Origin of the sequence: Micromonospora sp. S4605 (assembly GCF_003176715.1) — a bacterium.
GTDB lineage: Bacteria > Actinomycetota > Actinomycetes > Mycobacteriales > Micromonosporaceae > Micromonospora > Micromonospora echinaurantiaca.
In genome coordinates this window covers 58682-70381 of record NZ_QGSW01000225.1, presented here as the reverse complement: position 1 = coordinate 70381, position 11700 = coordinate 58682, and the positions used below count along the sequence as shown (strand labels likewise).

Sequence of the window (11700 nt, the reverse complement as noted above, 5' to 3'; positions counted from 1 at the left end):
CTTGATCACCGCCCATTGCGGATCGGTCAGAGAGGACTCGTACGCCGGTTTACAGACACAACGACACAGACACGATCTTCACCGACACGGCCAACGAAGATCACGCCGAGGTATCACAACACTTTCTTAGAGGTTAGCTGCGGAACGCAAGTTCTGACATCGGCGGTCGGGGCAGCCAGGCGAAGCTTCAGCTTGTCGGTCAACCTGTCCGGTCCCGCATCGCGGTAACGACAGGCTTCTTTCGACGGTCATGCCCATGCCGTGACTGGGCGCGGGGTGAAGGTTCTCCAAGCCCGGTGGCGGGTTGACGCCAAGCGTCAGAGGCGCCAGGGCAGCGGTTCGGGTGGGAGGTAGCGGCAGGTGCCGCCGGTGGAGACGGTGTCGCGCAGGTGAGCGGCGAGCGCCGGGTGCCGGTCGTCGAGCTTGCGCAGCACGTCCCGGATTCGGGCGGTCACCGTCTTGCGGGCCCGCTCGGCCTCGTCGCCGAGGCGGCGGCTGCGCCCGGCCAGCCCGGCGGCGGCCCGCAACTCGGCGAGCAGCGCGGCCCGCTCGGCGTCGAGGGCGGCCACCTTCGGTTCGTCGCCCCGCTCGGCGGCCCGGTCGATCTCGTCGTCGAGCCGGGTCAGGTGCCGCCGGTAGCGGGCCTTCGCCTCGTCGTCGAGGACCGGGTCGCCGCCCATCCGGCGGGCAGCGACCAGTTCCGGGCCGGCGGCCGGGTCGAGCAGCTCGACCGCGGGCACGTCGACGCCGGGCCGGCCCAGCAGCAGGTGCAGGTCGTGCAGGCCCTTGGCGTCGGGCAGGTGCACCACCGTGCCGGCGTAGCCGAGCTGCCAGACCGGGCCGTCGCGCCGGAACTCGTACGCCTCGACCGCCGGCGGCCCGACCCCGTACCCGGCGGCCGGATTCCAACCCGCGGTCGGCGCCGAGGCGGGCGTGCCGGGCGAGGTGGAGGAGGCGCCGATCAACCGGCCGGCCGGGGTGAGCGACCCGCCGGCCGGCGGACCGGCGTCGGCGAGCGACACGCCGGCTGGCGGCCCGGCGAGCGGGAGCGAGCCCCCGGGCGCCGGGGATGGCAGCGCGTCGGCCGGGCGGGTCGACGGGCCGGCCACCTGGTGCATGCCGAGCGTGGCGGCGTCGCGGGCGGCGGCGGCGCGCAGTTCGCGAGCGGTCGCCGCGCGGGCCAGCACCGACCACGGCCGGGCGCCCATCCGGTCAGCGGCGTCGCGGGCCGCTTCGAACCCGGCGACGGCGTCGTCCCAGCGCTGCTGCGCGGCGTCGACCAGGGCCAGCCAGTGGTCGACCGGGCCGCTGACGTCGCAGCCGAACAGGGCGGCCAGCCACTGCCCACGGTGCGGCGCCAACGCCTCGCGCGCCTCGGCGCAGCGGCGCGGGTCGCCGGTCGCGGCGGCGACCTGCGCGCGCAGCCGCAGCCACAACGGCGACACCGCGCGGGGGTACGTGGTGCCGGCCTCCTCGATGGCGGCGGTCAACCGGAGCGCGGTCGCCGGGTCGCCGCGCTCGGCCGCGGTGATGGCCCGGACCAGGCCCAGGTACGGATGGCCGCCCGGGTCCAGCCCGTCGAGCAGCGCGTCGGCCTCGTCGAACCGCCCCTGCAGCAGCAGCCACGACCAGCGGATGTGCTCGCCCATGAAGGCGAAGTCGGCGTGCTCCCACTCGCTGAGGTCACCCAGCTCGGCGAAGTGCTCCGCGGCCCGGGCGAAGTCGCCCCGGAAGGCGGCGATGATGCCGCCGTCGATGTTGGCGGCGAACCGGTGCCGGGCGTCGCCCTCGCGGGCGCCGGTGACGAAGGCGGTGAGTTCGGCGTGGTAGCGCGGGTCGCCGAGTTCCAGCAGGGCGACCCAGCGCAGCGAGGTCGCCCAGAGCTCGGTCTCCCGGTCGCCGGTCCGGCGGGCCACCTCGCGGATCTCGGCGGTGATCGGTGCCCGGGCGGCGGCCGTGCCCGGGCCCCAGCTGGTGTCGTGCCGGGCCCACAGGCTGAAGGTGAGCGCCTCGTCGTCGTGGCCGAGCCGGGCGCGCGACTCGGCGGCGGTGATCAGGTCGGCCACCAGCGTGCCGACCGGCAGGCCGTCGCCGGGCTCGCCGATCAGCCGCCGGTACGCCTCCCGCAGCAGCCCCTCCGCGTCGGGCACCCGCTGCGTGCCGGCCAGGCGCGCGCGGTGGACGGTGAGGGCGACGCGGGCCAGCACCACCGGATCGTCGACCGTCAGAGCCAGCTCGGCGGCCTCCGCGAAGAGGCGCAGGGCCTCGACGCCGTCGCCGCCGTGGTGCAGCAACTCCCCCAGCTCGATCGAGATCTTCACCCGCTGCGCCGGGTCGGTGGCGACCTCCAACGCCCGGCGGAAGTGGATGAACGCCTCATCCACGGCCAGCCGGCGGCCGGCTTCCCGAGCCGCGGCCACCAGCAACTCGGCCGCCCGGAACGGGTCGAGCCGGTCGCCGGCGAGGTGGGCGTGTCGGGCCAGGTCGGCCGGGATCAGCCGCTCGGCGAGCGCCGCCGAGCCGTCGACCGCCCGGACCACGGCGGCGTGCCGGGCCCGCCGGTCGTCGTCGCCGAGCCCGTCGTAGAGGGTCTCCCGGACCAGGTCGTGGGCGAAGGCGAACCGGCCGCCGCCCCGGGCCAGCACCAGGCGGGCGGTCACCGCCCGGTCGAGCAGCCGGTCGACCTGGGCTGCCGGGACACCGCCGCCGGCGGCCAGCACCTGCCGGTGGAACTCGCGGCCCAGCACGGCGGCGACGGTGAGCACCTCGACCACCGGTGCCGGCAGTTGGGCCAGCCGCCGCCGCACCGCCTCCCGTATGCCGGGGGCGATGGTGCTCACCTGGCCGTCGGCGCGCCAGAGCCGGGCGGTCTGCTCGACGAAGAACGGGTTGCCGCCGGTGCGCCGGTGCACCTCGTCGACCAGGTCGGCGTCGGGCTCGCGGCCCGCGGTGCGGCTCATCAGCGCGCCCACCTCGTCGCGGGACAGGCCGGTGAGGGTGACGCTGGTGGCCTTCGCCACCAGCGGCATCAGCAGCGGGCGCAGCGGATGGTCGGCGGCCTCCACCTCGGCGTCGCGGTAGGTGCCGATCAGCAGCAGCCGTTCGAACCAGGTGTGCTGGGCGGCGAACTGCAGCAGCCGCATCGAGGCCGGGTCGGCCCAGTGCAGGTCGTCGAGGACGACCACCACCGGCCGGCGCTGGGCGACCGCGACCAGGGCGGTGGTCACCGCGTCGTGCAGGTCGAACTCGTCCCGGTCGCCGCGCCCCTCGCCCGCCACCTCGGCCAGCGCGGTGCCGCCCGCGCGGTCGAGCACCTCGCGGATCGTGCGATCGGTGGTCTCGCCGAGCAGTGGGGCCAGGCCGGGCTCGGCCGCCTCCCGGGCCGCCGCCCAGTCGTCGGGTGAGCGGCGCAGCCCCCGCAGCACCTGCACCCAGGGCCAGTAGCCGGGTGCGCTGTCGGAATCCCAGCAGGCGGCGCCGAGCACCAGCGCGCCGCGCTGGCGCGCCTCCTTCGCCGCGGCGGTGACCAGCGTCGTCTTGCCGATGCCAGGCTCGCCGGCGACCAGCACGAGACCGCCGTGGCTGGCGGCCGCCCGGTCGACCTCGGCGCGCAACAGACCCGCGGGGTGCTCCCGCCCGATGACGACCTCGCCGAACCGCGGCTCCATGACGCCCCGACGGTAGCCGAACCGTCGGACATCCCGCCGCTCCCCGACCGCGCCGCCCGCCCATCGACCGGCAGCGGCGCGCCGCGGCTCGGCTACGCGCGTACCGCCGGCTGGCCGACCGGTGCGGGGGTGGCGGCCGGCTCCGACCGCTCGGCCAGCGCGGCGCCGGTCGCGGCGAGGACCGCGCAGCCGGCCGCCAGCAGGTACGCCGGCGCCGGCAGCCACGCGGTCAGCGTCATCCGCTGGCCCACCGCCTGCCCGGCCAGGATCGCGACGTTGACCAGGTGGAACGCCGTGAACGCGAGCAGCAGCGCCACCACGAACCCGTGGTACACGTGGCGCAACCCGACCGCCAGCGTGCCGGCGGCAGCCAGCAGCACCACCGCCAGCGCGGCGGTCACCAGCGCGAAGAGCCGGTAGCGGGCCACCTCGGCCGGCTCCCAGTAGTCCTCCACGCCGGCGAGCAGCCCGGCCGCCGACGCCGCGGTCAGCACGGCGGCCAGGACGACCACCACGACCGCGACGATCCACGCCCACCGCCGCCGCACCGCCACGGTGAACGCGAGCAACAACCCGACGTACGCCGGCAGCGGCGCCAGTTCGAGGAAGTACTGGGTCAACGGGTTCGGCGTGCCGGGCAGTGCGGGCTCGACGTAGACCAGGTCGAGGCCGTTGGTCGTCCCCTCTCCGCCGTCGCCGCGGAACCACGGCAGCATGAACAACCCGAACGCCACCATGGCGAACAGCACCAGACCCAGCCGACCGGCACGACGCACCCTGATCCCCGTCACCGCAGTGACAGTAGTGAAGCTTCTCGGATCGCGTGGACCCGTCCCGCGCCGGCGGCAGTCCGTGCTGCGTTACTCGCCGATCTCGTGCCGTCGCTCGTCGTCGACGGGCCGCCCCGGCGGATGCGTAGCGGGCGGCGTACCGGGTACGCGCCGCCCATGGGTAGCCACAAGGAGAACAAGCACGATCCGGGCGGTGAGTCGGCACGCGGGCGGCGGCATCCGGGCAGCGGTGCGCGGGGCCACCAGGGCTCGCCGGTGGAGCACTCGCCGAAGGCCCGCCACCTGCGCACCGCCACCGGATCGGCCGGCAGCGAACGCGACCAGGGGCGGGCCAAGGTCGAGGGCGCCGACCGGGTCCAGCGGCAGGGCACGGGCTGAGCCCCGGGCGATCGATTCGCAGGGAGGTGATGGCGGCGTGGCCATGTTCCTACTGAAGTCGACCTACACGATCGACGGGATAAAAGGACTGACCACCGACGGCGGCACGAAACGCGTCGAGGTCGTCCGGAAGATGATCGAAGGTGCCGGCGGCCGGATGGAGTCGATGTACTTCGGATTCGGCGCGGACGACACCTACGTGGTGTGCGACCTGCCGGACCACAAGAGCGCCGCCGCGCTGGCCATCGACATCCGCGCGGCGGGCGGGGTGGACACCCGGGTCACCCCGATCCTGACCGCCGACGAGATCGACGAGGCGACCCGGGAGCGGCTCGAATACCAGCCTCCGGGCCGGTGACGCGCCGCCGTCAGCACCAGTGCCGCCCGCGACCGCCGACCGCACCACCCGCGACGGCGGCCGCTCGGGCGCCTACCGCGAAGTGCCGGACGCTCCCCCGCCGGGGACGTCCAGCGCCGGGGCGATGACCGTGAAGGCGCGGTCGGTGAGGCCGGCCGGGTCCTCGGCGCCGTCGCTGTCGCTCCAGCGTTGCAGCACGGCGTCGAAGGCACTCAGCGCCATCCCGACGGCCAACTGCGGGTACAGGTCCGTGTCCAGGTCGAGGCCGAGCCGGCCGCCCAACTCCGCCGCCAGGTCGGTGCGCCACTGCGCCTGCCGCTCCAGGTAGCGGGCGAGCAGGGCGGGCGTACGCAGGATCAGCTGGACCACACGCAGCGCCCGGTCCCCGTGGTCGGCGCAGGCGGCGATCGGAACCCAGATGGCGTGCCGCAGCGCGACGGAGGGTCGCTCCTCGGCGGGGCGGGCCGCCAGTTCCGCGCGGATGTCGGCGCCCATGCCGGTCAGGAACTGGACGACCACGTCCTCCTTGGACGCGAAGTAGCGGAAGAACGTACGCCGGGAGACGCCGGCGGTGGCGGCGATCTCGTCGATGGTGACCACGTCGAACCCGTTGCGCGCCAACAGCTGCAACGCCGCCTCGGTCAGCTCGTTCGAGACGAGCTGGCGTTTGCGCTCGGCCAGGCTGACCTCGGGACGCGGGTTCACGGGCCCATGCTAGGCGATGCCACGGATGGCACCCAGGCGATCCGTTGACACTCAGTGCCATGACCGACATGATGTGTCGCATGATGCGGAAGGGTTGGGCCACCGACCAGATGCCGGACCAGACCGGCCGGGTGTTCGTCGTCACCGGAGCCAACAGCGGTCTCGGCCTCGCCACCACCAGGGCGCTCGCCCGCCGGGGCGGGCACGTGATCCTCGCGGTCCGCGACGAGGCGAAGGGCCGCCGCGCGGTCGCGGAGATCACCGCCGAGCACCCGGCCGCGAGTCTCGACGTACGCCAGGTCGACCTGGCCGACCTCGACACGGTCCGCGCCTTCGCCGACCGGCTGCGCGCCGACCATCCGCGGCTGGACGTGCTCGTCAACAACGCCGCCGTGATGGCGCCACCCCGGTCGCTGAGCGCGCAGGGCCACGAGCTGCAGTTCGCCTGCAACCACCTCGGTCACTTCGCGCTCACCGGGCTGCTGCTCGACCGACTGGCCGAGGGGCGCGACCCCCGGGTGGTCACGGTGAGTTCGATCAACCACCGGCAGGGGCGGCTCCGCTTCGACGACCTCGACGGCGAGCGCCGCTACTCACCGATGGGCTTCTACAACCAGTCCAAACTCGCCAACGCCGTCTTCGGGTGGGAACTCCACCGCAGGCTCACCGCCGCGGGCAGCCCGGTACGCAGCCTGCTCGCCCATCCCGGCTACACCGCCACCAACCTGCAGACCAGCACGCCGGTCGGCCTGTGGCGGGTGGTGCTCGGGCGGATCGGCAACCCGATCCTCGCCCAGTCGCCGGCCGACGGCGCGCTGCCCCAGCTGTCCGCGGCGACCGCCCCGGACGTGCAGAGCGGCCAGTTCATCGGGCCGGACGGCCTCGGCGAGCTGCGCGGCCGGCCGACGCTGGTGCGGTTGTCCCCCGCGGCGACCGACGCCGAGACCGGCCGCCGCCTGTGGGACGTATCGGAACAGTTGACCGGCGTCCGGTACGCGTTTCCCAGCACCGTCCGATAAGAACAAGCCCTGGCCGGTGAGGGCGCTGGGCGCCCGCCACCGGCCAGGGTTGGAACAGGTCAGGCGGTCGCGCAGATGGCGTACCCGGTGTTCGTCCAGTTGCCGGCGAACGCGTCCTCCTCATACGCGCCGGAGAAGACGGAGGTCGGTGCGGTGGCCGGGCCGCCGCTCGGGCGGAAGTCGTCCACGACCGCCTCGCCGGTGACTCCGTTCAGCTCGTAGCCGGCGCCGGTGAGCACCTTCCCCACCGGGCAGGTGGCGGTGACGCTGTGGAAGTCGGTGGAGTTGCTGGCGCTGACCGCCGAGGTGCGCACCAGGCCGGCGAGCGGGTTGGCACAGATCGCGTACGCCGTCGCGGTCCAGTTACCGGCGAAGGCGTCGGCCTCGTACGCCCCCACGGTGACCGACGTCGGCGCCGTGGCCACGCCGCCGTTGGGCCGGAAGTCGTCGACCACGCCCTCGCCGGTGACACCGGTCAGCTCGTAGCCGGTGCCGGTGAGCACCTTGCCGACCGGGCAGGTCGCGGTGACGCTGCGGAAGTCGTTCGAGTTGCTGGCGCTGGTCGCCGACACCCGGACCAGACCGGCGACCGGGTTGGCGCAGATGGCGTACGCGGTGACCGACCAGTTGCCGGCGAACGCCTCCGCCTCGTACGCCCCGACCGTGACGGCGGTCGGCGCGGTGGCCGCGCCGCCGTTTGGTCGGAAGTCGTCGACGACCGCTTCACCGGTCGCCCCGTTGAGTTCGTAGCCCGCGCCGGTCAGCACCTTGCCGACCGGGCAGGTCGCGGTGACGCTGCGGAAGTCGGTGGAGTTGCTGGCGCTGGTCGCGGAGACGCGGACCAGGCCGGGCACCGCGGCGGACGCCGGGGCGGCCGGGACGACGATCGCCGCGGCCACGGCGGCGCCGGCGATGAGGCTGAGCGCGCGGGGCCCGAACCGGCGGGAGACTCGCTGAGCTGACATGTGACTCTCCTGTCTGTCACGCTCCGCGGCGCTGCCCTGTGCCGGCCAACCACCGCGGAGCTTCGTCATTGACGAGCTCACGCTAAGTAGTCAGTCGACCAGGCATTATCTCCAAACCGACTACGTTAAGTAGTCGACTGAGTGCCGTGCGTCTTTGCGGCGAGCCGCCGCCACCGGTACGGCGCGGCGCGGGTCAGGAGAAGTGGGTCTTCGGCCGGCTGATCCGCTCGCCGTCGACGATCAGGTCGACCTTCTCGTTGTAGAAGGCGACCAGGCCGGCGATCGGCAGCAGCGCCCCGGTGGGGAAGGCGTACGACCAGGCCAGGTCCGGGTGGACGGTGCCGCCGACGCGGACGGACCAGTAGTCGCTGGTCCGGCCCTTGTACGGGCAGGCCGTCCGCGTCTGCGACGGCACGAGGTGGCTGAAGTCCACGTCGGTGCGGTTCAGGTAGTAGCGGGTCGGCAGGCCCGTCTCGAACACCAGCACCGGCGCGGCCGACTCGGCCAGCACGACCCCGTCCAATTCCACCCGCACACGGCGGCCGGACCGCAGCGCGTCGACCCGGGCATACGGGTTGCGGGGGTGCACGAACACCTCCTCGTCCTCCTCGAACCAGCTGTCCAGGGCGGCCCAGTCGAACCGGATCGTGTTGGCGAGCGCCGGCGGCGCGTCGTCGCCGTACCAGCGCGCGCACGAACGACGGACCGTCTCGCCCACCCGCAGCCCGTGCAGCCGCGCCGCGCCGCGGGACAACTCCTCCGTGCACTGCTCATCGACCAGCAGGCTGCGGTTCACGTCGGCCGCCGGAATGTAGTACTGCGGGTAGAGCGGCCACTCCCACACGTACCGGGCCTGCATGGTGTCCAGCACCTGCTGCCCGGCGAGGAAGGCGCGGATCCGGCGCGGGACCGGCTCGACATGGTCGACCGGAACGTTCGCCTTCGGATAACCCGGCACTTGGTCCTCCCGTGCTGGCTCTGACGATCGGGCACTGGTTCAACGATCAGCGCGGCGGCTACGAATCGAACGCATCCTCGGTGGTTGCGCAGAGGCCGTCGTGGGCGTTGCGCCGCCGGCAGCGGCCGGGCCCATCGAGCCTGGCATCACACCAGACGCGGGTACGCAGGAACTGGCGGTCCTCCTCGCTGAGCGTGGTCTCGCCGAAGTCGACGGCGGTGACGTGGCCGAGCGAGTCGCGCAGCGCGACGGCCAGCTCGACGGCGGCGTCGAGGCTGGTCAGGGTGGTGGGCAGGTGGATGACCCAACGGGGTGCGGTCACGTTGGCCACCTCATGGCGTGGCAGCCGTGGTGGCGGGACTGCCATTGCCGCAGCGCCTGGCGGATGCGTTCGGCCTCGGTGTTGGCGGTGGCCAGGTCGCGGTGCAAGCGGTCGAGTTCGTCGGCGACCTGGTTGAGGTAGGCGTGCACCTGGTCGGAATCGAGGCCGCGCCATCGGGTGTCGAAGGCGGCGACGCGCACGTGCTGCGGCAGCAGGCGCTCGCCGGTCACGTAGATCATCGCTGCGGCGCCTCCTGTTCGGCGATCAGCGTCTGGATCTGCCGGTCGGTGAGGCCGCGCTGGTCGAGGACCGGCCGGCCCCAGCGGTGCAGCCGGCACGGGTGCGGCGCGCGGTCATTGCGGCAACGTGGGCCGTCGGGCCACTGCTCGGCGGCGTGCACGGTCAGTGCCTTGACGGCGAAGCCGACGTCCTCGGCGGTGACGTACGGCGGCAGCGGCAGCTCGCCGAGCACCTCGTCGATCGAGTCCATGTCCCTCCCTCGCTTGGTGGGGCACCGGGGCGGGCGGGGGCGGCGCTCGCCGTTCGGGTCGACGCCGCCGGAGCCCAGCACCCGCCCCGGGCCATGCGCTCAGCCTCGGCGAGGAGTTGACCAGGAACTACAGCGTCCGAGGGGCCGGTGTGACGCAGAAATGAGGCGTCCGCGTACCCGCGCAGTCGACGGGCTGTTACTACAGTGGCGACGGATCGGAGGGAGATCGGGCGTGGCGTTGAAGCGGCACCGGCTCTGTCAACGGCGGAAGGCGCTCGGATATAGCCAGGAGCGCTTGGCCGGCATCCTTGGCGTGGAGCGTTCGACCGTGGTGCGTTGGGAGAACGCCGAAACGGATCCGCAGCCGTGGCATCGAGCCCGGATCGCCTCCGCGTTGGGGATTACGCTCGAACAACTCGACGACATGCTCGTCGACGTGTCGGTGGCAGCGCATCGAGGGCAGGCCATGGCAGATGAGATTCGCGGTCCCGCTTCCTCCGCGACCCCGCCAGAGCTGCTGAGCGGCCTCCGGGCCTACCTGACCAACTACCTGACCACGCCCGCTCGGCCGGCTCAGTCGCTTGTCGAGGTGCGGCGGTCGGTGGCCCGGGTGCACCACCTCTACCAGAGGGCGAGCTACACGTCGGCCGCCCGCCTGCTACCCGACGTGCTCGGCCAGGCCACGGAGCTGTCCAGCAGGTCGGCGGGGCTGCATCGTGGAAGCGCGTTTCGGCTGCTCGCCGCCGCGTACATCGCGGCGTCGAAACTTGCCGCCAAGGTCGGTGACGGCGACACCGCCCTGCTGACCGCCGATCGAGCCTCCACCGCCGCTCGGCTCGCAGATGACCAGGCGTTGGCGGCAGTCGCCGCATACCAGGCGGCCTGTGGTCTCATGCGGCTGCCGGGACGGGCGCCCGAAGCCGAGCAGGTTGTGCGAGACAGCATCGAGCGCTTGGCCGCTGATGGCCCCACTCGCGATCCTGGTCTGCTGTCCGCTCACGGCGCTCTGGTGCTCCTGGCCGCCGTGCTGACAGCCGGGCAGGGCAACCCGAAGGAGGCGGCCCACTTCCTGGCGCGAGCCGACGGTCTCGCAACGACGCTGGGTGCCGACGGCAACCGGCTGTGGACCGGCTTCGGTCCGACGAACGTCGTGATCCACGCGGTCTCCGCCGCGGTTCGGGCCGGCAACTCGGAGCAGGCCCTGGAGATCGGAACGCGCCTCGACACCTCGCGACTGCCAACCGTGCTGGTCGGCCGAAGGGCACAGGTGCACGTCGACCTCGCCGCAGCCGTTCTGATGTCGTCCGGCGACAGATCGGTCTCGGTGTTACACCTGCTCGAAGCCGAACGGATAGCCGCCGAGGTGGTCCGCACCAACGTCCAGGGCCGCACGCTCCTGTTCAACCTTCTGGCAAAGGAGCGACGTGTGGCGACGCCGGGGCTGCGACCACTGGCGGAACGGGCCGGGTTGCTGGCATGAGTCAGCGACGAGTGCTGGCTCTGGTCGTCTGCGCCGCGCCTCCGGTGCTACGCATCAGCGAACTGATCGAGCTGCTGCAAGATGATGGGTGGACCATCTGCCTCACCGCGACGCCCACCGCCGCAACCTGGATCGACCGCGAAGCCTTGGAGCGGCAGACCGGCTACCCGGTCCGGGTCAGGTGGCGGATGCCCGGCGATCCGGAGCCGCATCCGCCGGCGACTGCCGCCGCCGTGGTGCCGGCGACGTTCAACGTGATCAACAAGTGGGCGCAGGGGATCAACGACACGCTGGCGCTGGGCATCCTGAACGAAGCGCTCGGTGCCGGCATCCCGGTATACGCGTTCCCCAACGTCAAGGCACAGCTCGCCGCCCACCCGAGCTACGACCGGAACCTGCGGTTACTGCGGAACGCGAACGTCGCCGTTGCGCCCCTGCCTGCTGAGCTGGAGTGGCGTACGGTCGTTGACCGTCTAGGTTTCGAGTAGCCTCCCGGAAATCACTGTCCTTGGGCCTGCCGCAGGCAGCACGGCCCGGCTCGGAAGTGCCCGAACTCCGGAGTTGCG

General features: G+C 73.0%; 13 protein-coding genes. 5 read left to right on the top strand and 8 right to left on the bottom strand.

Annotated features, from left to right (window positions below; all coding sequences use genetic code 11):
- Positions 1–317 precede the first annotated feature (317 nt).
- Positions 318–3668 carry an AAA family ATPase gene (locus DLJ47_RS19255; RefSeq protein WP_109901330.1) on the bottom strand — a complete coding sequence of 1117 codons (3351 nt, stop codon included), beginning with the start codon at positions 3666–3668 and terminating at the stop codon, positions 318–320.
- 92 nt (positions 3669–3760) lie between these two features.
- Positions 3761–4459, bottom strand: coding sequence for a hypothetical protein (locus DLJ47_RS19250; RefSeq protein WP_146228145.1), 699 nt, complete (start codon positions 4457–4459; stop codon positions 3761–3763).
- 156 nt (positions 4460–4615) lie between these two features.
- Between DLJ47_RS19250 and DLJ47_RS19245 the strand changes: the two genes are divergently transcribed.
- Together DLJ47_RS19245 and DLJ47_RS19240 are read left to right on the top strand one after the other, a co-directional pair.
- Positions 4616–4837 (top strand): hypothetical protein, encoded by a 222-nt coding sequence (locus DLJ47_RS19245; RefSeq protein ID WP_146228144.1) that lies wholly within the window; start codon positions 4616–4618, stop codon positions 4835–4837.
- A gap of 43 nt (positions 4838–4880) precedes the next feature.
- Positions 4881–5195 (top strand): GYD domain-containing protein, encoded by a 315-nt coding sequence (locus DLJ47_RS19240; RefSeq protein WP_109901327.1) that lies wholly within the window; start codon positions 4881–4883, stop codon positions 5193–5195.
- Between the two features lie 72 nt (positions 5196–5267).
- On the opposite strand, the gene DLJ47_RS19235 is transcribed toward DLJ47_RS19240, so the two are convergent.
- A complete protein-coding gene (locus tag DLJ47_RS19235; RefSeq protein ID WP_109901326.1) occupies positions 5268–5900 on the bottom strand; it encodes a TetR family transcriptional regulator in 633 nt (210 codons plus the stop codon).
- An 83-nt stretch (positions 5901–5983) separates the two neighbouring features.
- Between DLJ47_RS19235 and DLJ47_RS19230 the strand changes: the two genes are divergently transcribed.
- Positions 5984–6919: an oxidoreductase gene (locus DLJ47_RS19230; protein WP_199235904.1), complete on the top strand. Its 936-nt coding sequence runs from the start codon at positions 5984–5986 to the stop codon at positions 6917–6919.
- Positions 6920–6978: 59 nt separating this feature from the next.
- On the opposite strand, the gene DLJ47_RS19225 is transcribed toward DLJ47_RS19230, so the two are convergent.
- The 5 genes from DLJ47_RS19225 to DLJ47_RS19205 form a co-directional block, all read right to left on the bottom strand.
- The gene (locus tag DLJ47_RS19225) at positions 6979–7884 is read right to left on the bottom strand and encodes a hypothetical protein (RefSeq protein ID WP_146228143.1); all 906 of its coding nucleotides are present in this window, start codon (positions 7882–7884) and stop codon (positions 6979–6981) included.
- Between the two features lie 193 nt (positions 7885–8077).
- Positions 8078–8842: a DUF427 domain-containing protein gene (locus tag DLJ47_RS19220; protein ID WP_109901323.1), complete on the bottom strand. Its 765-nt coding sequence runs from the start codon at positions 8840–8842 to the stop codon at positions 8078–8080.
- A gap of 58 nt (positions 8843–8900) precedes the next feature.
- A complete protein-coding gene (locus DLJ47_RS19215) occupies positions 8901–9164 on the bottom strand; it encodes a hypothetical protein (RefSeq protein WP_109901335.1) in 264 nt (87 codons plus the stop codon).
- Positions 9161–9403, bottom strand: coding sequence for a DivIVA domain-containing protein (locus tag DLJ47_RS19210; protein ID WP_109901322.1), 243 nt, complete (start codon positions 9401–9403; stop codon positions 9161–9163). Before DLJ47_RS19210 ends, DLJ47_RS19215 begins: the two co-directional genes overlap by 4 nt.
- Complete coding sequence (locus DLJ47_RS19205; RefSeq protein WP_109901321.1) at positions 9400–9654, bottom strand: hypothetical protein; 255 nt, start codon at positions 9652–9654, stop codon at positions 9400–9402. Before DLJ47_RS19205 ends, DLJ47_RS19210 begins: the two co-directional genes overlap by 4 nt.
- 232 nt (positions 9655–9886) lie before the next feature.
- Here DLJ47_RS19205 and DLJ47_RS19200 point away from each other — a divergent pair, with 232 nt between their 5' ends.
- Both DLJ47_RS19200 and DLJ47_RS19195 read left to right on the top strand, forming a co-directional pair.
- Positions 9887–11134 (top strand): helix-turn-helix transcriptional regulator, encoded by a 1248-nt coding sequence (locus tag DLJ47_RS19200; protein ID WP_158289848.1) that lies wholly within the window; start codon positions 9887–9889, stop codon positions 11132–11134.
- Between the two features lie 11 nt (positions 11135–11145).
- Positions 11146–11622 carry a flavoprotein gene (locus tag DLJ47_RS19195; protein WP_233257896.1) on the top strand — a complete coding sequence of 159 codons (477 nt, stop codon included), beginning with the start codon at positions 11146–11148 and terminating at the stop codon, positions 11620–11622.
- Positions 11623–11700 lie beyond the last annotated feature (78 nt).